The organism is Paraburkholderia sp. SIMBA_053, assembly GCF_046534895.1.
Taxonomy (GTDB): domain Bacteria; phylum Pseudomonadota; class Gammaproteobacteria; order Burkholderiales; family Burkholderiaceae; genus Paraburkholderia; species Paraburkholderia caledonica.
Window position 1 is genome coordinate 445,338 of sequence record NZ_JAWRXU010000003.1, and the last position, 23,335, is coordinate 468,672.

The 23,335-nt window shown below is 63.2% G+C and carries 19 protein-coding genes; 13 read left to right on the forward strand and 6 right to left on the reverse strand.

The genetic code is table 11. The features are described from left to right. Positions 1 to 8: 8 nt before the first annotated feature. From SB753_RS14075 to SB753_RS14100, 6 genes are all read left to right on the forward strand, one after another. Complete coding sequence (locus SB753_RS14075; protein ID WP_410800449.1) at positions 9 to 1,037, forward strand: HoxN/HupN/NixA family nickel/cobalt transporter; 1,029 nt, start codon at positions 9 to 11, stop codon at positions 1,035 to 1,037. Positions 1,038 to 1,389: 352 nt separating this feature from the next. Beyond that, entirely contained in the window at positions 1,390 to 3,063 is a 1,674-nt protein-coding gene (locus SB753_RS14080) for an ABC transporter substrate-binding protein (RefSeq protein WP_410800450.1), read from the forward strand. 41 nt (positions 3,064 to 3,104) lie between these two features. Beyond that, entirely contained in the window at positions 3,105 to 4,112 is a 1,008-nt protein-coding gene (locus tag SB753_RS14085) for an ABC transporter permease (RefSeq protein ID WP_087752886.1), read from the forward strand. After that, the gene (locus SB753_RS14090; RefSeq protein ID WP_110405006.1) at positions 4,109 to 4,978 is read left to right on the forward strand and encodes an ABC transporter permease; all 870 of its coding nucleotides are present in this window, start codon (positions 4,109 to 4,111) and stop codon (positions 4,976 to 4,978) included. Before SB753_RS14085 ends, SB753_RS14090 begins: the two co-directional genes overlap by 4 nt. Continuing rightward, positions 4,975 to 7,209, forward strand: a complete 2,235-nt coding sequence (locus SB753_RS14095) for an ABC transporter ATP-binding protein (protein ID WP_410800451.1) — start codon at positions 4,975 to 4,977, stop codon at positions 7,207 to 7,209. Before SB753_RS14090 ends, SB753_RS14095 begins: the two co-directional genes overlap by 4 nt. A 246-nt stretch (positions 7,210 to 7,455) precedes the next feature. After that, on the forward strand, positions 7,456 to 7,938 hold the full coding sequence (locus tag SB753_RS14100; RefSeq protein WP_020069135.1) for a hypothetical protein: 483 nt from the start codon (positions 7,456 to 7,458) through the stop codon (positions 7,936 to 7,938). Between the two features lie 133 nt (positions 7,939 to 8,071). On the opposite strand, the gene SB753_RS14105 is transcribed toward SB753_RS14100, so the two are convergent. Beyond that, the gene (locus tag SB753_RS14105) at positions 8,072 to 8,917 is read right to left on the reverse strand and encodes an aldo/keto reductase (protein ID WP_310352722.1); all 846 of its coding nucleotides are present in this window, start codon (positions 8,915 to 8,917) and stop codon (positions 8,072 to 8,074) included. Positions 8,918 to 9,124: 207 nt separating this feature from the next. On the opposite strand from SB753_RS14105, the gene SB753_RS14110 reads away from it, so the two are divergent. After that, positions 9,125 to 9,871 (forward strand): GntR family transcriptional regulator, encoded by a 747-nt coding sequence (locus SB753_RS14110; RefSeq protein WP_020069137.1) that lies wholly within the window; start codon positions 9,125 to 9,127, stop codon positions 9,869 to 9,871. A gap of 42 nt (positions 9,872 to 9,913) precedes the next feature. On the opposite strand, the gene SB753_RS14115 is transcribed toward SB753_RS14110, so the two are convergent. Continuing rightward, on the reverse strand, positions 9,914 to 11,332 hold the full coding sequence (locus SB753_RS14115) for a CoA transferase (RefSeq protein ID WP_410800452.1): 1,419 nt from the start codon (positions 11,330 to 11,332) through the stop codon (positions 9,914 to 9,916). Between the two features lie 127 nt (positions 11,333 to 11,459). On the opposite strand from SB753_RS14115, the gene SB753_RS14120 reads away from it, so the two are divergent. After that, a complete protein-coding gene (locus tag SB753_RS14120) occupies positions 11,460 to 12,689 on the forward strand; it encodes a citrate/2-methylcitrate synthase (protein WP_410800453.1) in 1,230 nt (409 codons plus the stop codon). Positions 12,690 to 12,745: 56 nt separating this feature from the next. Here SB753_RS14120 and SB753_RS14125 read toward each other — a convergent pair whose 3' ends face one another. Further along, positions 12,746 to 13,051 (reverse strand): DUF2917 domain-containing protein, encoded by a 306-nt coding sequence (locus SB753_RS14125; RefSeq protein ID WP_410800454.1) that lies wholly within the window; start codon positions 13,049 to 13,051, stop codon positions 12,746 to 12,748. Positions 13,052 to 13,223: 172 nt separating this feature from the next. Between SB753_RS14125 and SB753_RS14130 the strand changes: the two genes are divergently transcribed. The 3 genes from SB753_RS14130 to SB753_RS14140 all read left to right on the forward strand — a co-directional run bounded on the left by SB753_RS14130 (position 13,224) and on the right by SB753_RS14140 (position 18,113). After that, positions 13,224 to 14,636 (forward strand): PLP-dependent aminotransferase family protein, encoded by a 1,413-nt coding sequence (locus SB753_RS14130; protein ID WP_088177050.1) that lies wholly within the window; start codon positions 13,224 to 13,226, stop codon positions 14,634 to 14,636. Positions 14,637 to 14,880: 244 nt separating this feature from the next. Beyond that, positions 14,881 to 16,341 (forward strand): multidrug transporter subunit MdtD, encoded by a 1,461-nt coding sequence (gene mdtD, locus SB753_RS14135; RefSeq protein ID WP_204522363.1) that lies wholly within the window; start codon positions 14,881 to 14,883, stop codon positions 16,339 to 16,341. A gap of 497 nt (positions 16,342 to 16,838) precedes the next feature. Continuing rightward, on the forward strand, positions 16,839 to 18,113 hold the full coding sequence (locus SB753_RS14140; RefSeq protein ID WP_033379648.1) for an EAL domain-containing protein: 1,275 nt from the start codon (positions 16,839 to 16,841) through the stop codon (positions 18,111 to 18,113). On the opposite strand, the gene SB753_RS14145 is transcribed toward SB753_RS14140, so the two are convergent. Next, on the reverse strand, positions 18,069 to 19,256 hold the full coding sequence (locus SB753_RS14145) for a sigma-70 family RNA polymerase sigma factor (protein ID WP_410800455.1): 1,188 nt from the start codon (positions 19,254 to 19,256) through the stop codon (positions 18,069 to 18,071). The genes SB753_RS14140 and SB753_RS14145 overlap by 45 nt on opposite strands. 201 nt (positions 19,257 to 19,457) lie before the next feature. On the opposite strand from SB753_RS14145, the gene clpP reads away from it, so the two are divergent. Together clpP and SB753_RS14155 are read left to right on the forward strand one after the other, a co-directional pair. Next, positions 19,458 to 20,117, forward strand: a complete 660-nt coding sequence (clpP, locus tag SB753_RS14150; RefSeq protein WP_410800528.1) for an ATP-dependent Clp endopeptidase proteolytic subunit ClpP — start codon at positions 19,458 to 19,460, stop codon at positions 20,115 to 20,117. Positions 20,118 to 20,225: 108 nt separating this feature from the next. Further along, positions 20,226 to 21,719 (forward strand): NYN domain-containing protein, encoded by a 1,494-nt coding sequence (locus SB753_RS14155; RefSeq protein ID WP_410800456.1) that lies wholly within the window; start codon positions 20,226 to 20,228, stop codon positions 21,717 to 21,719. Between the two features lie 67 nt (positions 21,720 to 21,786). Here the strand turns inward: SB753_RS14155 and SB753_RS14160 are convergent, their stop codons facing one another. Further along, on the reverse strand, positions 21,787 to 22,368 hold the full coding sequence (locus tag SB753_RS14160) for a YMGG-like glycine zipper-containing protein (RefSeq protein ID WP_410800457.1): 582 nt from the start codon (positions 22,366 to 22,368) through the stop codon (positions 21,787 to 21,789). Between the two features lie 342 nt (positions 22,369 to 22,710). After that, complete coding sequence (gene sodB / locus SB753_RS14165) at positions 22,711 to 23,289, reverse strand: superoxide dismutase [Fe] (protein ID WP_006050063.1); 579 nt, start codon at positions 23,287 to 23,289, stop codon at positions 22,711 to 22,713. Positions 23,290 to 23,335 lie beyond the last annotated feature (46 nt).

Consider the following 23,335-nt stretch of genomic DNA (forward strand, 5'->3'; position numbering starts at 1 on the left):
CGCGACTCATGACGCCGACTGCTTCGCTGCGCCCTCGCCTTCTCACGCTGTACACGGTTCTGATCGCGGCCAATCTGGGCGCATGGGCATGGGCGCTGATTGCGTTTCGCCACTATCCGCTGCTGCTCGGTACGGCGCTGCTGGCGTACGGTTTCGGTCTGCGCCATGCAGTCGACGCCGACCACATCGCCGCTATCGACGCCGTCACGCGCAAACTGATGCAGAGCGGCAAGCGGCCGCTCGGCGTGGGCCTGTCGTTCTCGCTCGGACATTCGAGCATCGTAATTCTCGCGACGCTCGGCATCGCGTGGACCGCGCATTCGCTGCACGGCCGCTTCGAGACGTTCAAGGCCGTGGGCGGGACCATCGGCACCCTTGTTTCGGCAACATTCCTGCTCACGCTCGCGGCCGTGAACCTCGTGATTCTGCGCGACGTGTGGCGGCGTTACCGTCATATCCAACGTGACGGCGAACTGGCTGCTGCTGCGTTGGACACTGACCATGCAGCCGGTCCTGGAGGCCTGTTGTCCCGCGCGTTGCGGCCGCTGTTCCGCCTCGTGACCAAAAGCTGGCATATGTACCCGGTCGGCGTGCTGTTCGGACTGGGCTTCGACACGGCAACCGAGATCGGCTTGCTGGCAATTGCCGCCTCCGAAGCCGGCAAGGGTTTGCCGTTGTATTCGATCCTGGTGTTTCCAGCGCTTTTCACCGCAGGCATGACGCTCGTCGATTCGACGGATAACGTGCTGATGGTCCATGCATACGGCTGGGCCATGGACGACCCCAAACGCAAGCTCTACTACAACGCGAGCATTACCTTCGTGTCGGCGGTCGTCGCGATCGTGATCGGCGGCGTAGAAGCGCTGGGGCTGCTGTCCGACAAGCTCGGTCTGAACGGGGGGATATGGGATGCGGTGACGAACGCCAATGAGCAGTTCGGCGTGCTCGGCTACGGCATCGTCGCGGCGTTCATGGCGTGCTGGATCGGCTCGGTGCTGTTTCATCGCTGGAAACGCCCAGCCATCGCGGCGCGGTAATTGCGTCCGCATCGACGCGCGTGTGCGCTGCGGCCGGTAAGCTTTCCATAGCTACCGCGCCGGTTCGTCCACTGCAGCGCCGACAGTCGCAGGCGCGCCGCGCGAGAGGCGCCGAACGTGCCACAGCGATGTCGCGCCGACCGTTGTGATGACGACACACACCGGCCCTTTTATTCGCGGATCGCCAACACGACATCGCCGCAAGCGCTCCAATCCGCGAGCAATCGCTTAAACTGAAGCCGCCTAATATCGTCACAAGCATCGCCGCAATCGTGCCGCCTCGCAGCCTGACTGTGGCGCATCCGGCGCGGCTTCTCAGAACCGGCAACCGAACGGACTGGACATTCCATCGATGAAGACTCCCGCTGACCGATTCCCCGCTCTCGACCTCGCCCGCAGCACCGCCGACGCGTACGGCAATCACGCCATCGACGAATTTCTCGCCGGCCGTATCACTCGCCGCGATCTGCTGCGCTACGCGAGCGTGATCGGCTTGTCGCTCGTTGGCGGCGGCGTGCTGAGTCTTCCGGCAGCGCACGCACAAGGTCAGGCAAGCGCGGGCGGTCCGTCGAACCAGACGATTCGGGTCGCGCATCTGACGCCTGCGGGCGCCGTCGACCCGTTGACCGTGACGGATGCCGCGAGCCTCGCGCTACTGAATCAGACCGGCGAATTCCTGATCGACGACGACGGCGAAAAGCTCATGCTGAAGCCCGCCCTCGCGCTGTCCTGGAAGCCGAACGACAAGGGCGACGTGTGGACGTTCAAGCTGCGCGAGAACGTCAAATTCCACGACGGCCAGCCCTTCACGGCGAAAGACGTGGTCGCGACATTCGACCGGCTCGCCGACCCTGCGACCGGCTCGGCGGCGCTCTCGGTGCTGAAGGGCGTGTTGTCGAAGGGCGGCGCGAAGGTGGTTGACGATCACACCGTCGCGTTCCACCTGGACGCACCGAACGGCAATTTCCCGTACTACGTTTCCTCGGACAATTACAACGCTGTGATCTTGCCCGCGAACTACGGGGGCGGCTATGAAAAGAGCTTCATCGGCACCGGTCCGTTCAAGTTCGAAAAGTATCAGCCGAAGGTCGGCGCATCGTTCGTGCGCAACCCCGACTACTGGGGCGAGAAAGCGTTACCGCAACGCGTACAGTTCTCCTTCTATGCGGACCAACAAGCGCAACTGCTCGCATTGCAAGGCCATCAGGCCGACGTAATGGGCACCTTCACCGTGCAAGGCGGCGCGGCCATTCTGAACAATCCCGACTACAAGGCAATCGGCGTGAAGTCGAGCGCGCATCGGCAGATTCACATGCGCAACGACAACCCGCTCTTCAAGGACAAGCGCGTGCGTCAGGCGCTTGCGCTATCGATCGATCGCGAGGTGCTGGTGCGCGGCCTCTTCAAGGGCCGCGCGCAACTCGGCAACGACAGTCCCTTTGCGCCGGTGTTTCCGTCGTCCGATGCGGGTGTTGCGCAGCGCAAGATCGACGTAGCGAAAGCGAAGCAACTGCTCGCGCAAGCGGGCGTGCCCAACGGTTTCGACGTGACGCTCACCACTGAAAAGTACATGGAGATTCCCGACCTCGCGGTCGTGGTGCAGAACGCGGCGAAGGCGATCGGCGTGCGCATCAATCTGAAGGTGGAGAGCCAGTCGCTGTATTACGGCGCGGGCACGCCGGGCAAATCAGACTGGCTCGACTCGCCGCTCGGCATCACCGACTACGGTCATCGCGGCGTACCGAACGTGTTTTTGAATGCGCCGCTCACGAGCAGCGGCACGTGGAATGCCGCGCACTTCAAGAACCCGCAATACGATCAACTGGTCGCGCAATTCGTCGCAGCCATCGACCTCGCATCGCAGAAGAAAATCTCCGGCCAGATCCAGACGCTGCTGCTCGATGAAACGCCGATCATCATCCCGTTCTTCTACGATCAGTTGATCGCGATGCGCAAGGGCGTGAACGGCGTGCGCTTCACCGCGCTCGCGCAGCTCTACTTTGACCGCGCGGTGTTGAGCGCGTAAGCGTCTCGCATCGTCGCGCAATTCTTCGGCAAGCGTTCACGATGTCGACCACAGTGAGTTCTCCCGCCTCGGCCCCGAAAGGCAACGCCGGTCGCGTCGTGCGTTTCCTTGCGACGCGCGTGGGGCTGTCGCTGATCACGCTATGGCTGCTGTCCGTGATCGTGTTCGCCGGCGGGCAACTGCTGCCCGGCGATATCGGGCGTGCGGTGCTCGGGCCGCTCGCCGACGCGCGCGCGGTGGCGGCGCTTAATCATCAACTCGGCGCTGACCGTCCGCTGATGACGCAATACGTCGAGTGGATTTCGCATTTCGTGCGAGGCGACATGGGACTTTCGTACGCTTATCGCGAGCCGGTGAGACCGTTTATCGCCGATGCACTTGCGCATTCCGCGAAGCTCGGCCTGCTCGCGTTCATCGTCGTGGTGCCACTGGGCATTGCGGGCGGCGTGTGGTCCGCAATGCACGCAGGACGCTGGCTGGATCGCACGATCAGCATTGCGGGTTTGTCGGCGACCGTCGTGCCGGAATTCGTGTCGTCGATCGTGCTGATTCTCGTGTTCGGCGTGTGGCTGCGCTGGCTGCCTATCGAAGCTGCGTATGCGCCCGACGCCGGTCCGCTCGAACAGCTGCGTCATCTGATCCTGCCGGTGCTGCCGCTGGTGCTGGTGTTCTTCGGCTATATCGCGCGGATGGCGCGCGCCGGCACCGTCGAAGCGCTCGACGCCGACTACACGCGCACCGCGATCCTCAAGGGCTTGCCGCGTCACACCGTGATCTGGCGGCACGTGTTGCGCAACGCGCTGCTGCCGACCATCACCGTGGCCGCCACTCAACTCGGCTACATGATTGGCGGCCTCGTGGTGGTCGAGACACTCTTCCACTATCAGGGCATCGGCTCGCTGATCTACAACGCCGCGAAGGCGAAGGACTTCCCGATGCTGGAGGCAGGTGTGCTGACCGTCGGCGTGGTCTATACCGTCGCCAATCTCGTTGCGGATGCGTTGCACGTGCTGCTCAATCCACGCCTGCGCGTGAGGAGCGCCGAATGAGCACCATTGTTCCGCCGGCCGCGCCGCGCGCAGCGAGCGAGCCGCGCTTCGATCAGTTGCGTGTGTTGCTGCGCTCGCCGACGTTCGTGGTGGGCGTGCTCATCGTCGTGTGGTGGATCGTATGCGCGATTGCCGGGCAATGGTTCGTGCCTGTCGATCCGTATGCGTCCGACCCGCTCAATTCGCTCATGCCGCCCGACCGCGCGCACTGGTTCGGCACTGACCAGTTGGGGCGCGATGTGTTCTCGCGCGTGATTGTCGGTGCGCGCGACATTCTCACGATTGCGCCGCTCGCGACACTGCTCGGCACAGTGGCGGGTACGTCGCTAGGTCTCGTCGTCGGTTACTTCGACGGCTGGGTCGATAACGTCGTGGGCCGCGCGATCGACGCGGTACTCGCGCTGCCGCTCGTGATCGTCGCGCTGCTCGCGCTTGCTGCGGTGGGCGCGTCGAACCTGACCGTGATACTCGTGATCGGCATCACCTTCACGCCGATTACCGCGCGCACCGTGCGCGCCGCCGTGTTCGCCGAGCGCCATCTCGACTACGTCGCCGCCGCGCAACTGCGTGGCGAACGCGCGCCCTACATCATGTTCGCGGAAATTCTGCCGAACGTGCTGCCGCCGATCATCGTCGAGGCGACCGTGCGGCTCGGTTATGCAATCTTCGCGGTAGCCACGCTGTCGTTTCTCGGCTTCGGCATTCAACCGCCGTCAGCCGACTGGGGCCTCGCGCTTTCCGAGTCGTACACGCTGATGGCGGGCGGCGCGTGGTGGACCGTCGTATTCGCGGCGGGCGCAATTGCCACGCTGGTCGTCGGTGTGAATCTCATCGCCGACGGCGTACAAGGCGTGCTCGACCGATGAACGGACCTCCGCCCTCCTCGTTCCCCGCCTTCGACGTGTCGAAGAGCGACCGCACGGATGCGCTGACCGTCGTCGGCTTGACGGTCACATACCGGATCCGCGGTCGCGATCGCGAAGTGTTGCAGGACGTATCGTTTCGTGTGCGTCGCGGCGAAGCATACGGGCTCGTCGGCGAATCGGGCTGCGGCAAGTCGACCGTCGCGATGGCGGCGCTGCGGTATCTGCCGCGCAACGGCAAGGTAAAGGCGGGCAAGATCGTCATCGCCGGCGCCGACGTCAACAAGCTCGACGCCGACGCTTTGCGCACGATGCGCGCCAACACCATTTCAATGGTCTATCAGGACCCGGCGCGCGCGCTGAATCCGTCGTTGACCATCGCGCGGCAAGTGTCCGAAGCGTTCGAAGCCGCCGGTGTCGCGCCCGATGAAGCATTGCAACGCTCGCTCGAGATGCTGCAGCGCGTGCGCATTGCATCGCCGGAACGGGTGATGGAAAGCTATCCTCATCAATTGTCGGGCGGCATGCAGCAGCGCGTGGTGATCGCGATGGCGCTCGCGTCGAACCCGGCACTGCTGATTCTCGATGAGCCGACCACCGGGCTCGACGCCACCGTCGAAGCGGAAGTGCTCGACCTGGTCGCACAACTGCGTGCGGAACTCGGCACCGCCGTGCTGTTTATCAGTCACAACCTCGCGGTGATCGGGCGAATGTGTGAGCGCGTCGGCGTGCTTTACGCGGGCAAGCTCGTCGAGGAGGGCGCGACGCAAGACGTTTTCACGCGGCCGCGTCATCCGTACACCGTGGGACTGTTGCGCTGTCTGCCCACCGTTGGACGCAGCAAGGATACCGAGCGGCTCGATACCATTGCAGGCGGCCTGCCCTCGCCTGGCTCGGTGACTCAAGGCTGCATCTACGCAGAGCGCTGTCGTCTCGCCGACGACCGGTGCCGCCGCGAAGCGCCGCCGCCGTACCGCGTCAGCGCGGCGCATGGCGATCAGATGTCACGCTGTCATTATCACGAGCGCGCGATCGAGTTGCCGCGCGCGATCGCGCAAGCATTGCCCGAGCATGGCCTTGCGAATGCGGACAAGAATTCGCGAGAACTCGTCTTGCGCGCCGAAAATCTATCGAAGACTTTCCATGTGTCCGGCACAGCGCTGCGCGCCGTCGACAAGGTTTCGCTCGATCTCGCGGCCGGCGAAACGCTGGGTCTCGTCGGCGAATCGGGCAGTGGCAAGACGACGCTCGCGAAACTGATGCTCGGCCTTCTCGCACCGGACGCAGGCAGCGTGCTCGAACTCGACGGCGCGCCGCTCGCCGCGCGCGTCACACGGCGCAACGACGAGCAGGTCAAGTCGCTGCAGATCGTGTTCCAGAATCCCGACTCGGCGCTTAACCGCGCGCATTCTGTGAAGCGGCTGATTGGCCGCGCGTTGTCGCGTCTTGCGGCGCTGCGCGGCGCCGCCATCGACGAACGGCTTGCCACATTGACGGCCGCAGTCCGTTTGCCGGAGCGCTATCTCGGCTCGCGCACGCGCCAGCTTTCCGGCGGACTCAAGCAACGCGTGGCCATTGCGCGCGCGTTCGCCGGCGAGCCGCGCGTGGTGGTGTGCGACGAACCCACTTCCGCGCTCGACGTCTCCGTGCAGGCGGCGATCCTCAATCTGCTTGCCGATTTGCAGCGCGAGCGTGGCGTGAGCTACGTATTCATTTCGCACGATCTGCACGTCGTTCGATATTTGTCCGATCGCATCGCCGTACTGTATCTCGGCAGACTGCTTGAAATCGGACCGGCCGCGGCGGTATTCGACGGGCCGCAGCATCCTTATACGGAAGCACTGCTGTCTTCCGTGCCGACACTCGACGGCCACGAGAGCGTGGCCCGCGTTCGGCTGTCGGGCGATCTGCCGAGCGCCGCGTCGCCGCCGTCCGGCTGCGTGTTTCACACGCGTTGTCCACGCAAGCTCGGCGCGATCTGCGAACAGCAGGACCCGCCGTTTGCCGAGGCGGCCGATGCAGCGTATGTGTCTCAAGCGACCGGCTCAGCACGGGAGGCTACGAACGGCATCGGCCGCAAGCATCTGATCCGCTGCCACATTCCGGCCGACGAACTGCGTGCACTGCAAACCGCGTCGCGCGACCAGGCAAACGACCAGGCACGCGACGAAGCGAGCGACGTTGCCCGTGACAAGCCCGCGAGTCCCGCCAACGGTGCCGGGCGCGACTCATAGCGCTACTTCACAGGCGATGTTTGCGGCCGTGCTGCCGCCCAGTGTCGAAGCAAACGCATCGAGGCTTTCTGCGTCTGCTTCGGAAGTAACGCACCGCGGCGAATGCGCTAGTGCCACCTCCGCTTTCTCGCCTGCACGCCGGCATGCGCGACAAATGCCACGAGCCGGCGCGGCGCATACGTCCGGAACCAAAGCGCGGCAATTGCCTCATATCAGTTTCTACGTTCGATATGAGGGCACCACAACATGCAACGAAACGTCCCCTGCTCCGCGGCACGCGCGGTCGTCGGCTTCGCAGCGGCCGCTGCTCTGAGCTTCGCCTCGCTCGCCAATGCGCAGACCGGCGCGCAAAGCACGGCACCAACGGCGCAACCGCTGTCGCCCACGATGTCGCAAGCCGCGCCGCCTGTGGACCCCACCTTCTCTGCATACTCGCTTGCGCAAGCCTGCAAGCAGAAGAACGATAACGTCGCGCACGGTCAATGCGTCGGCGCGATCCGCGGCATCATCCACGGTTATCAGTACGGTGTGCTGTTCCTCGGTCAGCGCGCGTCCTTGCCGGCCAACGAAACCCAGCGTGTGTCGCTGTGTCTGCGCAATACACCGGTTTCTTCGATCGTTGACGAATTCGTCGCGGACGCGGGTCAGGTCAACGAAGATTCGCTCAAGCACACGCCCGCCGAAGTCGCGGTGCTGGGCTCTGTGCACCTGCATCACAATTGCAATTGACGACACTGAGCAGCGTCGCGCACGGCGATTTTTCTGCCGCGGCTTCGTGTGCGTAGTACGCGGCGCGCCAAGAATGCTCTGAATGCCGCCGGGCGCTCACTGCGCCGCGATACCTCTGCGGCGCGCGCCTGGCTCAGAGCATTTCAAGCGGGCGCTTGCCACGTGGCGGCTTGAAATAGCTGTCGATGGCCGCGAGTTCCTGAGCGTCGAGCTGCAGTTGCAGCGCACGATGATTGTCGCGCACGTGCTCGACGCGGCCTGTCTTCGGAATGGCGAACACGCCCGGCTGCTGCAGCACCCACGCGAGCGCCACCTGAAACACGGAAACGCCGCGCGCGCTGGCGATGTCGTCGAGCGGCGAGCGTTTCGGCAGACGTGCGTGATCGACTGGACTGTAGGCCATTGCCGGCATGTTGCGCTCGGCGAGCCACGGCAGCAGATCGAATTCCGGCCCGCGCCGCGCAACGTTGTAGAGAATCTGGTCCGTCGCGCACGCCGTGCCGCCGGGCGTAGCGATGAGTTCTTCCATGTCCTCGGTATCGAAGTTGCTCACGCCCCAGTGGCGGATCTTCCCCGCGTCGCGCAGCGCTTCGAACCCGGCGACCGTTTCTTCGAGCGGTATCGAACCGCGCCAATGCAGCAGATACAGATCGAGCCGATCCGTCTTCAGGCGTTTGAGGCTCTGCTCGCAAGCAGAAATCACGCCGCGCCTGCTAGCGTTATGCGGATAGACCTTGCTAACGAGGAACACCTGATCGCGCAGCCCCGCGAGCGCTTCGCCCAACAACAGTTCGGTCGCGCCGTCGCCGTACATTTCCGCGGTATCGACGAGCGTCATGCCAAGCTCGACACCCAGGCGGATTGCGGCGATCTCGGCCGCGCGGCGCGCCGGCTGCTCGCCCATTTCCCACGTGCCTTGCCCGAGTTTGGGGATGCGCTCGCCGTCGGGCAGGCTCACGCTTGCGATATCGGTCGTCATGCTGACTCCTGAGGTGACTGAGTGTGGACTGTGGCCGAACGTGTGACCACGCGCCGGCGTCGAACCAACGCGCGGCGATGCTGCGAGAAAGCGTATCGACGAGTTTAGCGGTTGCAGGACCGGCCGACAGGCCATCAGGCAAAAGCCCGCTATAACGTAGCGCGCCGATGTCTTAGAATTGCTCCTCGCCCTTCTAGCGTAAGCCCCATGACCTCTGCCTCGGAAGACCGCTGGCGCGATCTGCGCCCGGACCCGGAAAACGACACACCGCTTTATCTTCAACTTGCCCGCAAGCTTGGCACGGCCATTCACGAGAACCGCTGGAACGCCGGCGAGGCACTGCCGTCGGAGCGCGTGCTTTCGGAGGCGCTCGGCGTCTCGCGGATCACTTCACGCAAGGCTATCGCGCTGCTCGTCGAGCAGGGATTGATCCGACGCACGCAAGGCGCCGGCAGTTTCATCACACCACGTTATGAAGATCCGCTGTCGCGTCTGTCGAGCTTCAGCGAAATGTTGCGGCGGCGAGGTTTTACGCCGAGTTCGAAATGGCTGTCGCGCGAAATTCTGCCGGCCAATCGCGAAGAGGTAATCCAACTCGGGCTTTCGCCGGCTGCGGCCGTGACGCGGCTGCGGCGTTTGCGTCTCGCCGACGGCATCGTGATGGCGGTCGAGAACTCCACATTCCCCGCTGCGGTGATTCCCGATCCACAGGCGATTGGCGATTCGCTTTACACCTATCTTGAGAATCGCGGACTGACGATCGTCCGCGCACTGCAGCATTTCCGCGCGGTGAATGCGAGCGAGGAGATCGCGCAGCAAATGAGCATCGCGCCGAACGAAGCGCTTCTGCTGATTACGCGCGTCGGGTATACGGCCGACCAGCGCGCTATCGAATTGACCGACACGTATTGCCGCAACGACTACTACGATTTCGTCGCGGAACTGCGCAAATAGGCGGGCGTGTCACGGGCGGGCCGACGCAGCGACGCAGTTCCGTTACAGCCACTTCGCGTCGTGCGCCCCGATGCGCGACGGCGGCAGCCCGAGGAAAGCCGGCGTCTCCTCCAGTTGTTCGGCCGGTTGCACGGCCTGTACGCGACCGAATTCCGAGTCCACTGTGACGAGGCAGTCGCGCACGTCATCGAGCGAAACATCGGGTGCTTGCCACCCGTCGGCGATCTTGCCGAACGATTGCAGCCACTGGCCCGTCTGCGCGAGCGAAACTTTGACGTGCCAGCTTCCGCCTTCGGTGGCGCGTCGCGCCAACGCAGCCATGGCACCGAAAGCGGCGAGATAACCAGTCGCGTGATCGAGCGCCTGACACGGCAGATGTCTCGGCTCGGTCGATCCGGCTGCGGATTGCTCGGTCATCGCGATGCCGCTCGCGGACTGCACGAGACTATCGAAACCGCGTCGCGAGGCCCATGGTCCCTCGTATCCATACGCACACACCGACACATAGACAATGCCGGGCCGCAAGCGCGCCACGTCCTCGGGACCGAATCCGCGCGCGGCCAGCGCTCCAGGCCGATACGCCTGCAAAAAGACGTCGGCGTCGCGCGTCAAACCGCGCAACGTCTCGCGCCCCGCCGCGTCGCGCAGATCGACCACGGCCGAGCGTTTGCCGCGCCCGTTGTCGATGACGAGCGGCGCAATGTTCGGCAGATGCGGCCCGTTGATCATCAGCACCTGAGCGCCATGCTGCGCAAGCGCTCGCCCGGCCACCGGTCCTGCGATGATGCGCGACAGATCCAGCACCCGCACGCCGGACAGCGGCCGGCTGCCAGTATTGCGCGATGACGGCTCGAACGACGGCGGGGATTTGGGCAATGCCGGCGGCGCATCGCCGATCCGCTCTATTTCGAAGAGCGGCAAACCCGCGATCGCTTTCGCCTGTTCGAGCGCGGCCCATTCGCCGGGCGTGCGGATCAGCGCGGCACACAGGCCCGCATCGGCGAGAGTCTGATCGAGCGTGGCGCCGTCCCAGCCGCGAATTGCCGCCGCGACCGCGGCACGATCGTTCTGGCAACCGAGCACCTTCAACACGCCGTTCAGGTGATGCGCGAAATTCGTATGCAGTTGAATCCAGCGGCCATCTCCCGTCTCGTAGAAACCCGTCACCGGATCGCGCAGCGCAGGCGGCGGCCCGTCGTCGACGCGCAGGTAACGTTCACTGCGGAACGAAGCCAGCGCGCGCCGCATGTCCACCCTCACTCGCTGACCGTGCCTCGTGCGCAACCGATGGTACTCAGCCGCCGCCAAACCCACCGCTGCGATGGTCGCGGACGCCAGCGCCCCGACGCGAAATACCGACGGCAAGCCCGGCTCCGAGCCGGTGAAATGTACGGAACGAAGCGCGGCTGGCTCGCAGTTCGCGAGGCTCCAGATGTGGTCGAGCGCGAGTTCGGGCGTCATGTTGTTCACAGTCGAGTAACGGGGATGCGATCGAGTCTAGAATCGCGCCTTGTGTTAATCAATCTTGATTATGATAATCAACATATATTGATTTCTTTGGTTGAACTCTACTTTGCCGCGCATTCCTATGCCTTTGCCCGACTCGTTGACCGCCCGCGAAGCCGCCGCCGAACTCGGCATCAGCCTTGCCACGCTATATGCGTATGTGAGCCGGGGCTTGCTTAGCTCGTCGCCGGACGCACAAGGCAAGCATCGCCGCTACGACGCGCGCGAGGTACGGCGGCTCGCGCGGCGCAAGGAAGACGGCAAACGCGCGGGCAAAGTCGCGCAGAAAGTGTTGGACTGGGGCGTGCCGGTGCTCGAATCGTCGATCACGCTGGTCGCACACGGACGCCTGCTGTATCGCGGGCATGATGCGACGGCGCTCGCGCGCACTGAATCGCTGGAAGACGTCGCCGCGTTGTTGTGGGAGTGCAGCGCGGCGCGCATTGCGGATGCGCCGGCCGTGCCGATCTCCGCCGCTCAGTGGGCCGCGTGGCTGAAGCTGTGGGGCGACAATACGCCGCTCGATCGCGCGCTTGTTCTGTTGCCTGCGGCGGCGGCACAAATGCCGCGGGTGTGGGCGCTCGGTCGCGATGCGCAGCTGGACAGCGCCTGCGCCGTGATGCGCCTGCTGGCCGCCGCAATGATCTCGGCGCCGCCGTCGAATGCGCCGCTGCATCGGCAACTGGCAACGGCCTGGCAGGTGCGCAGCCGCCAGCAAGCGGGGCTGCTGCGCGCGGCGCTTGTCGCGTGCGCGGATCACGAACTGAACGCGTCGACGTTTACGGTTCGCTGCATCACTTCGACGGGCACTCATCTGTTCGGCGCGGTCGCGGGCGGTCTCGCCGCGCTTGCGGGCCCGCGTCACGGCGGAGAAACCGTGCGCATTGCCGCGCTATTGGACGAAGCTTCACGCGCCGCCGATCTCGACCGTTACCTGGCTACCCGTTTGTCGCGTCACGAGCAAGGCACGCAAGGGCCGGTGCTGTCGGGCTTCGGGCATCCGCTTTATCCGGAAGGCGACCCGCGCGCGCGGCTTCTGCTGGACTTGTTGCAAGACTGTGCGCCGGCCCGCTCGCCGCTCCCTCAGGTGTTGGCGCTCGCGCGAGCGGTGCGCGATACGACCGGCGCGGAGCCGACCGTCGACTTCGCGCTTGCGGCCATCGAGCGTGTGCTCGGCTTGCCGACCGGCGCCGCCTTCACGCTCTTTGCAGTGGGACGAGTGGTCGGGTGGATTGCGCACGCAATGGAACAGGCGCGCGACGGCAGTCTGATCCGGCCGCGAGCACGTTATGTTGGCGAGCTCGAGGCTTGAGCGGCGGGAAGCCGCCCCTCGCGCCGGTACTTCTGCCGGTACTTCTGCCGGTATTGTCAGGCAGCGCCGAGCCAGCGCGGCAGCCAGTTCGGTGTCGGCACGCCGAGCACCGGCTTGATGGTTCCGCGCTCCGATCCGCTTGCGAGCGCGAAGCGCGCACCATTACGCCCGGCGCTGATCCACGCCACGGCCCGGCGCGGCAACTCGATCGATTCACCCGTGGCAAGCCAGTAGTCTTCGCTGTCGCCTTCGACCGTCAGCCAGATCTCACCCGAGATCACCTTGAAAGTAGACGGGCGCGCGACATGCCAGGCCGCGGCCGGCTCTTCATGTTCCAGTTCGAAAATCCTCACTTCACGCATTGCCGTTCTCCTTCAAAAGGGCTTCTCTGTTGTATCGATTATTGACGTGCGATGATCGAATACCCATGCACACTTCCGAACACTTTCGTCGGAACTGTGCAGTTGAAAAACCGAACAGTTGGCGCGTGAAGGCCCCCGTTGGCCCGCCCAACGGGTTCGCGAAGGAAACCGTATGCGACTCGATATTCAGCTGGACAGAGACAACGGCGTGCCGCTGACCGAGCAGATCGTCGCGGGCGTGACCGCGTGGATCCGCTCGCGCGCCGCGCACCCCGGCTCGAAATTGCCGTCGATCCGCCAGTTCGCAGCCGACTATGGCGTGAGCCGCTTTCCGGTGATCGAGGCTTATGACCGGCTCGTGTCGCTCGGTTACGTCGACTCGCGCCACGGCTCGGGCTTCTACGTGGCCGACCGGCCGCCGGGCGGCTCGCAATGCGACGGCACGTCGGACCCGCGCCGCGCCGAGGACGAGTCCGATCACCTGCTCCAGCAGTTCAACCATCCCGGCGAAACACTCAAACTTGGCAGCGGCTTCATTCCCGAGCCGTGGCGGGACACCGACAACATCGCCCAGGCGATACGACACGTGTTGCGCACCGATCCCGCGAGCATGGTCGACTACGCAACGCCGCTGGGCAACTTGAGCTTGCGTGAGCACTTGCAGGCACGAATCGCGCAACTGGGTATCCGCGCGGACACTTCGCAGATTCTCATTACGAACGGCGCAAGCCAGGCGTTCGATCTTCTGATGCGCTACATGCTGAAGGCGGGCGACACGATCTTCGTCGAGGATCCCGGCTACTACAACCTGTATGGCCTGCTGAAGCTGCACGGCGTCCGGCTGATCGGCATTCCGCGTACGCGGAGCGGCCCGGACCTCGACGTCATGCAGGCGCAGTTGAAGCGGCATAGGCCGAAGCTGTTCTTCATTAACACCGTGTTCCACAATCCGACCGGGACGACCGTTGCCCCGCCGGTGGCGTTCCGTCTGCTGCAACTCGCGCGCGAGCACAACTTCACGATTATCGAAGACGACATTTACGCCGACTTTCAGGCCGACATCACGGACCGCCTCGCGACGCTCGATCAGTTGGAACACGTGATTTATATCGGCGGATTGTCGAAGACGCTGTCGTCGTCGTTGCGCATTGGCTGTGTCGTGGCGAGCCACGCGATCATCAAGGATCTCGTCGATATCAAGATGCTGACTAGCATCGGCGGGTCGCTCTTTGCAGAGACGGTGACGGCGTCGCTGCTCGAGCGCGGCGCATACCGAAAATATCTCGAGCGACTGCGACGTCGTATGCGCGATGCGCTGGGCTCGACGATACAAACGCTCGAAGATGCCGGCTGGGAGGTGTTCGAGAAACCGGTCGGGGGCAAATTTCTGTGGGCTCGCGTGCCGCATGTGGACAATGCGGAGCGGCTGGTGGAGTGCGGTGCGCCTTTAGGCGTGACCGTTGCGCCGGGCAGCTATTTCCGGCCGGGGATGGAGCAGAGTCCGTGGATCAGGATTCACGCCGCGTTCGGAAACGAGCCGAGGGCGCAAGCGTTTTTTCGGGCGGCGGCAGCGTTGCGGGGTTAGAGAGGGTGGTTGCGGGGTTGGGGTTGTTGGCTTGGGGTTGTTGGCTGAGGTTCGTTGCGTGGCTGCCGTGGTTTTGTCGCGTCTGGCTCCGCGGCCTCACTGCGTTGCATCTAACCTCGCCGCGCACGTCAGCACGTCACGACCTGTCCTCCGTGCGTGGCTCGGGCCTTGACCTCCCTGCGTCGTCGGCTGCTTTTCCCTAGAATAGCGGGTCCCTGCCGTCCTTGCGCCTAGCCGCTACTTCATGTCCACGCCGCCAACTCCGCCTGCCTCGGCAACCGTCGCAGCCAGCGCCCCTTCCGCCCGCTCACTGACAGTGATGCTGTGGCTCGTCGCGACTGGCTTCTTCATGCAGACGCTCGATTCGACGATCGTCAACACCGCCCTCCCAGCGATGGCAACGAGCCTCGGCGAACTCCCGTTGCGCATGCAGTCGGTCGTCATCGCATATTCACTGACGATGGCCGTGATGATCCCCGTGTCCGGCTGGCTCGCCGACAAACTCGGTACGCGACGCGTGTTCTTCAGCGCGATCCTGGTTTTCGCGGTCGGCTCATTGCTGTGCGCGAACGCTCATACGCTGAACCAATTGGTGGTGTTCCGCATCGTGCAGGGCGTGGGCGGCGCGATGCTGCTGCCGGTCGGGCGGCTTGCCGTGCTGCGGACGTTTCCAGCCGAGCGCTATCTGCCGGCGCTGTCATTCGTTGCCATCCCCGGACTGATCGGTCCGTTGATTGGACCGACGCTCGGCGGCTGGCTGGTGAAGATCGCATCCTGGCACTGGATCTTTTTGATCAACGTGCCCGTGGGCATCGCCGGATGCATCGCCACATTCATCTTCATGCCGGATAGCCGTAACGAACAGGTCGGCAAGTTCGACGTCAAAGGCTACCTTCTGCTCGTGGCCGGCATGGTGGCGATTTCGTCCGCGCTCGACGGACGCACCGAATTCGGCATTCAACACGCGACCGTGCTCGTGCTGCTGATCCTGAGCCTCGCGTGTTTTGTCGCCTACGGTTTGCACGCGGTGCGTGAGCCATCGCCTATTTTTCCGCTCGATCTGTTCAAGATCCACACTTTCAGCGTCGGACTGCTTGGCAATCTATTCGCGCGGATAGGCAGCGGCGCGATGCCGTATCTGATTCCTTTGCTATTGCAGGTGAGCCTCGGCTATAGCGCGTTTGAAGCCGGCATGATGATGCTGCCCGTCGCGGCTGCGGGCATGGCGTCCAAGCGCCTCGTGACGACGTTGATCATTAAGTACAGTTATCGCCGCGTATTGATGACCAATACGATACTTGTCGGCTTGACGATGGCGAGCTTCTCGCTCACCAGCGCGGGCCAGCCGTTATGGTTGAGGCTTGTGCAACTGGCATTGTTCGGCGCAGTCAACTCGATGCAATTCACCGCGATGAACACCTTGACGCTGAAGGATCTCGGGACCGGCGGCGCAAGCAGCGGCAACAGTTTGTTCTCGCTCGTCCAGATGCTGTCGATGAGCCTCGGCGTGACGGTGGCCGGCGCCCTGCTCGCCACGTTCACGGGCCTCTTGCCACGCGTGACAGCCGCTAATTCGCTGCCCGCGTTCCACGCGACTTTCCTGTGCGTCGGCATCATCACCGCAGGTTCGGCGTGGATCTTCGCGCAGTTGTCGCCTGATATCCGGACGCCCGCGAAGAAGACGGACCCTTCTGAGCGCACGTGAGTTTTTTGGGTTGGCTTGCGGGGGCTGGGGGTGGGTTGGGGCGTTCGTCGGGGCGTTGGTTGAGGCGTTGGTTGGGGCGTTCGTCGGGGCGTTCGTCGGGGCGTTGGTTGGGGCGTTGGTTGGGGCGTTCGTCGGGGCGTTGGCTGTCGCTCGGGGGCGATAGTTGATGGCAGTCAGCGACGTTAGCTGTTGGTCGCCGACGGCAGTCCGAGCACCTGACACAACTCCACGCAGAGCGCCTGCCATGCTGTCTCAGCGGCAGCGTGGCTGCTAACGCAGGCTCTGCCGCAGGGCGCTCCCCGCACCAGCAAAGTGCGAACTATCGCGTGAGCGCCCGGGTTGGCGCACAATGTTTCCGATCCCTCGTGGCAATTGCGCGCGCACGCAGCATCTCTGCACGTGCATAGATCTTGCTCTTCAATCCTGTAAACTTACGTATCGCGCATGCACACCCACATCGAGCATGCGATCGCGCCGCCCTTCACACGACTGACATGATGAGCATGATCGAACTCGATCCTCCCGGTTTCCAGCCTCCCCGCCCGATGGCCGGTGACGAAGGCTCCCGGCGCACCGTTCTATACGGCGGCTACACCGTCTTCAGCGTGTTCCAGCCGGTTTTCTCGGTATCGCACCGGCGCGCAATCGGTTATCACGCGTCGCTGCGCGCGCACGACGAGCACGCGGTGCAAGTACCCTCGCACGAGGTCTTCACCCAGGCCGCGCGCCGCGGCGACCTGCTGGAGCTGGGTCGGCTGGCCGAATCACTTCACCTTGGCAACTTCAACGCGTTCGACAGTCACGATGAATGGCTCTTCCTAAGCCTTCACCCGGCCGCACTGATGGACACCAGTTATGGCGACGCACTTCTGGCCGGCCTCAAGGCGTTGGGTTTGCCGCCACAACGCGTAGTCCTGGAAGTGTCCGAACAGGCGGGCGGCGAAACAACCCGTTTTGCCGAGATCATCGACGCACTCCGCAAGTCAGGCTTCCTGATAGCGCTCGATGGCTTCGGCGCCAAGCATTCGAACATTGACCGCGTCTGGAACCTGCGCCCCGACATTGTCACGCTCGATCGCTGCATTCTCGCGCAAGCCAGCGAGCATTCGCACATTGAACGCGTGCTGCCCGGCCTCGTCTCGCTGCTGCATGAGTCCGGCCAATTGGTGCTGATGGGTGGCCTCACTACTGAACGCGATGCGCTGATCGCTCTCGAATGCAACGTCGACTTCGTGCAGGGCGCCTTCTTTGCAGGTCCGAGCGTCGATGCGGTCAAGCCGCAAACCGCTGCAGGTTTGATGGACTCGCTTTCAGCGGCGTTGCGTGAGCGGGTTGCAGCGCGTGAGCGCGCGCAGGCGACGCGCCTCGCGCCGTACGTGACTGCGCTCCAAACAGCAGCCGCAGAGCTTGTAGCAGGGCGACCTGCCGCCGAGGCGACAGCCCCGCTGCTGAAACTCGGCGAGACAGCACGCTGCTTCATTCTGGACGGCTCAGGACGGCAGATCGGCGACAACGTGCTGCCTCCGGGGCGCGCATCGCAACGCGCCAAACGCTTCCGCCCACTGCTGCATTCGGAGGGAGCAAGCTGGGAGCGGCGGCCGTATTTCATCCAGGCAATGCGTGTGCCGGGTCAGGTGCACCTAACACCTCCCTATCTTTCGATCAACGAAGCGCACTTGTGTGTGACTGCCTCAATCGCCGCGCATACGCCGAAGGGCACACAAGTGCTATGCGTAGACATCAACTGGGAAGTCGCGGCCCATCGCAACTGACTGCGCCGGGTTGCGCGTAATTCGCGCCAGCAACTCAGTGACCGCTGCGCGGCCTAAAACGCGGTTGGCGGCCTGAAGCCGCGACGCGCTCGTTACCGCGTGCAACGAAACGATCTTCTGAGCGCTGTTGGTCGCGTTGCAGACCGGGCCCTGTGCCCGACTGCGCCTCTCGGCGGTTGTGAGGCTGTTGTACGGGTCTTCTGTAGAGACGTCGATCAGCGCGACGACATCGCCTTCGATAAGGAAAGCGATGGACGGCACTCCGCCCACCGATACCAGTTCGACATGGCTCGCCTGCCCCGCCAGCGACGTCACCTTCTCGATCCAATCGCCGAATGTAGAGCCGAATGTAGATTCGTGCTCGCAGCCAGGTGCTTGGGCAATCGCCTGTGCCGGTATTCCCGGCGAGTTTGTTACAGCGTCCGCACCTCCACGTGTAACTGAAGGCGCGACTGAAGGCGTAACCAGAGGTGCGGGCGAACTTGCCACCACATTCAGCGCCCCGAACTCCGGCTCGTCGCTGACGACTACCGGCGTGTCGCCAAACAGGTCGAGCAAGCTTGCCCGGTCTTGCGCCTCCAACGCGCTGCGCAAACGCTCGACGATCCGCGCGTGAGCCTGGGCGTCGGGCTTTTGCAACGGCGCGCCCGCACGCTGTAAACGAACTCTTGCTCGATGGACTATCTGCCTGCAACTTGCAGGCGTACGCTCCAGGATCTTGCCGATCTCGGCATAGTCACAATCAAACGCTTCGTGCAGCACGAACGCCGCGCGCTCGTCGGGTTTGAGACGCTCAAGCAACAGCATCACGCCATACGACATTTCCGCAGCACGCAAGGCGAGTTCTTCAGCGGATGGTGCGACTTCGTCGAGCCAAGGCTCCGGCAACCAGCCGGTGGCCTGAGATTCCCGCTCGCGCTGCACATTTCTCAGACGGTCGATCGCCGTGCGCGTGGTCAGTGTGGTCAGCCACGCCGCCGGCGTTTGCACTTCACGCGTGTCGGCAAGATGCCACTTCAGCCAGACGTCCTGCACGATGTCTTCTGCCTCCGCGCGACTGCCCAGCATGCGGTACGCCAATGCGATAAGACGGGCGCGCACCGCACCGAAGCTGGATGCCTTGTCGATTTCGTGTTCTGTCATGCGTTGACCTCCAGATCGTGCGTGATGAAAAGCGCGTGCGCTGATATGCAGGATGCTCCGGCTGCTCACCGCAAAAGGGCATCCATTGCAGCTTGACGCTTGGGCGATACGTTGCGTGACAGGCGCGCCAAAAAATATTTATGTCACGCCGCCGGCAGCGGGATCGTCATAGGGACAGCAGCCCACTTCCGCGAGACAAAAATGCATTCCAATTACCCATCCGTCACAGGTCTCGGGCTCGTCCCAACCGTCATAGAGCAGTCCGGTCGCGGTGAGCGCGCCTACGACATCTATTCTCGTTTGTTGCGCGAGCGCATCGTGTTTCTAGTGGGGCCCGTGAACGAGCAGTCGGCCAGTCTTATCGTGGCGCAACTGCTGTTTCTCGAATCCGAGAACCCCGACAAGGATATTTCGTTTTACATCAATTCGCCGGGCGGCTCCGTGTACGACGGTCTGGCCATTTACGACACCATGCAGTTCATCAAGCCGGAAGTGTCGACGCTATGCACCGGCTTTGCTGCAAGCATGGGCACGTTCCTGCTGTGCGCCGGCCAACGCGGCAAACGGTACGCATTGTCTAACGCACGCATCATGATCCACCAGCCCTCGGGCGGTAGCCAAGGCACGGCGGCAGATATAGACATTCAGGCTAAGGAAGTGCTCTATCTGCGCGAACGCCTGAACGCGATGATGGCCGAACGGACGGGGCGAAGCATCGAGGAAATCGCGCGTGACACAGACCGCGACAATTTCATGTCAGCCCTCGCGGCAAAAACCTATGGCCTGGTGGACGAGGTATTGGAAACGCGGGCGGCGCTAAGCCCGTTTCCTGCTGCGCCAGACAAACGTCACGATCTGTAGGTCGGCGCGTTGAACTGCGTTGCCTCGACAAAAGCTGATCAGCTTCGCTGGAATCGCTATCATGGTCGCGATTCGTCGACATCGACGAGCGCTTCAATGGAGATTTACATGGCGTCATCCAATGAAACCGTCAGCATGGCGCTCTTCTGCGACTTCGAAAATGTCGCGCTGGGCGTGCGCGACGCGAAGTACGACAAGTTCGATATCAAGCTGGTGCTCGAACGTCTGCTGCTCAAGGGCAGCATTGTCGTAAAGAAAGCGTATTGCGACTGGGATCGCTATAAGAGTTTCAAAGGCGCAATGCACGAGGCCAACTTCGAATTGATCGAAATTCCGCACGTGCGCCAATCGGGCAAGAACTCCGCGGATATCCGGCTGGTCGTCGACGCGCTCGACCTCTGCTACACGAAATCGCACGTCAATACGTTTGTGATTATCAGCGGCGACTCGGACTTTTCACCGCTGGTGTCAAAACTGCGCGAAAACGCGAAACAGGTGATTGGCGTCGGCGTGCAGCAATCCACGTCAGACCTGCTAATCGCAAACTGCGACGAGTTCTTTTTTTACGACGACCTCGTCCGGGAGAGTCAACGGACGGTTGCAAAGCGGGAGTCGTCAAGGCCACAGAAGGCGGCTCAGCCATCCGGCAAGCCATCGCAGGAAGAAGATAAAAGCCGCAGCAAGGAAGACCTCGAAAAGCGTCGCACTAAAGCCATCGAGATTGCAGTGCAAACGTTCGACGCGCTCGCTTCCGAGCGCGGCGACAGCGGAAAAATCTGGGCATCAGTGTTGAAAAACGCCATCAAGCGTCGCAAGCCTGATTTCAACGAGACCTATTATGGCTTTCGCGCGTTCGGCAATCTGCTGGAGGAGGCGCACGCGCGCGGACTGCTGGAATTCGGCCGCGACGAGAAGTCAGGCGCTTACGTGTACCGGAGCACGGTATCGAACGTGCTCGGAGAAAGTGCGGGCGAGCAGACGGCCGAACATGCGAGCGAACGTGCCGATACCGCGCACGTGGGTGAACAGCTTCTCGAGCCTCAGGCGGCCGAAACGGTGACAGCCGAGACAGGCGGTAAGCATGATCAGCGTCGTCGGGGCCGTGGCAACCGGAAAGGAGGAGCGAGCCAGCAAGTCATGCGCGAAGCCGCACCGGAAAGCCCATACGAATCCGCCGGAGCCGCTGATCGACAAGACGACTACGTCGCGGCCAGTCAAAGCGATCCGGACACTGGAGCGAGGCAGGCACCCGCGCAGGCACATGCGGATTTTTCGTCTGAGTTGCCTCAGGCACCCGCCGCGCCACCGGGCAACGTGACGACTACAGAAGCTGACGCAGTCGCGAATACCGAGGCGGAGCAGGCAGACGACACGCAGACTCAACGTCGTCGGCCGCGCGAGCCCCGCAAACCAGCCGCGAAGAAAGCGAGAAAGACTGCAGCACAAAAATCGGACAGCGCCGCGGAAGCTGCCCCGCCAGTTGCGGAAACGTCAGCCGTCGCGGAGGAAACGCCAGCGCCGAAGAAGAGAGCCGCGCGAAAAACGGCGTCGTCACGCAACCGTCGGCCGCGCAAGACGGCGGGGAGCGGCGACGCGGAATAGGTCGCGGCATTCATCCATGTGCGCATGTGCCGGACGCGGTTCATGCGCGCGTGTGCAAGACCTACAGTCAGTAGTACGGATAAGGCGAGTACATGACCGGCGGCGGCCCGTAATAACGCGGCGGCGGAGCGACGTAGACAGGCTGCGGCGCATACACGGGCTGCGGCGCGTAGACCGGCACTTGAGGCTGCGAGATGGTGTTGCCTTTCGACGTCATGCACTGCGCGTAGGCTGCGTCATACCGTGCCTGGAGGCTGTTCGCCGAGTACTGCGCGCCATTCGCGCCGGCAGCACCGCCGATCAGCAAACCGCTGCCCGCGCCGATGGCCGCGCCCGCGCCGGGGTTGCCCGCCGCCGCACCCAACAGTGCGCCGACTGCCGCGCCGCCGAACGTGCCGATCGCTGCGCTGTTAACACTGCTCGTGGTCGCGCTCTGCGAGGCGCCGGCTACATCGGACGAATGGAACGCATAGTCACGGCATGTGTAATCGTCTTGCTGGAATTGACTGAGCGGCTCGCCACTACGCGGCAGAGCCACCACCGAGGGACCGCTCGGCGGCACGACGGCGCAACCGCCCAGCAGCGCAAGCGCGAGTGCAACGGCCCCGAGAGGCAGCGCGGCGCGCACCGGTTTTAGATTTGGAATCATGATGGCGCGAGTAACAGGAATTAGGAGAACACACGTTAGACCAATCGGCGCACGCTATGTTTACCGAACAGTTACCGTATGTTTTGCGCCGACACACAAAGCCGCGCAAGTGGCCCAAGCAGCGCCCCTTTTTAACTCGCGCGGTTACGAACGGTGACAAAGTTGCTGTAAGCACGCGAGCCGCAAATCTCAGCCTGCGAGAAAAAACAAAAGCCCTCACACGGAGGGCTTCTATTTCTGCTTACGCTTAAGGCTCGAATCGCAACCAGCTTAGAGCCTCAGCACAACGACACCGCCGTTCATTAACTGAGCGGTGGGACCGTTGCTACGCTCACTGCCGACTCACGCGAAATTCTTCGACGCGAATTCCCAGTTGACGATGTTCCAATAAGCTTCAACGAACTTCGGACGTGCGTTGCGGTAGTCGATGTAGTACGCGTGTTCCCACACGTCGATCGTGATCAGCGCCTTAGCGTCCGTGGTCAGCGGCGTAGCTGCGTTGCTTGTCGACACGAGGTCGAGCGAACCGTCTGCCTTCTTCACGAGCCATGCCCAGCCCGAGCCGAACGTACCGATAGCGGTCTTCGCAAACTCTTCCTTGAATTTGTCGAACGAACCCCACTTGGCGTTGATCGCGTCGGCCAGCGCGCCGGTCGGAGCGCCGCCACCTTGCGGCGACAGGCTGTTCCAGAAGAACGTGTGATTCCACACTTGAGCCGCGTTATTGAACACGCCGCCCGACGACTTCTTCACGATTTCTTCGAGCGACAGGTTCTCGAACTCCGTGCCCTTGATCAGATTGTTCAGGTTGGTCACATAGGTCTGGTGGTGCTTGCCATAGTGAAACTCTAGCGTCTCTTCCGACATGTGCGGAGCGAGTGCGTTTTTCGCGAACGGCAGCGGCGGGAGCGTATGTTCCATGGTGCTTTCCTTCAGTCTGTATCTGTTGTGGGGAGTCTGCGGATAA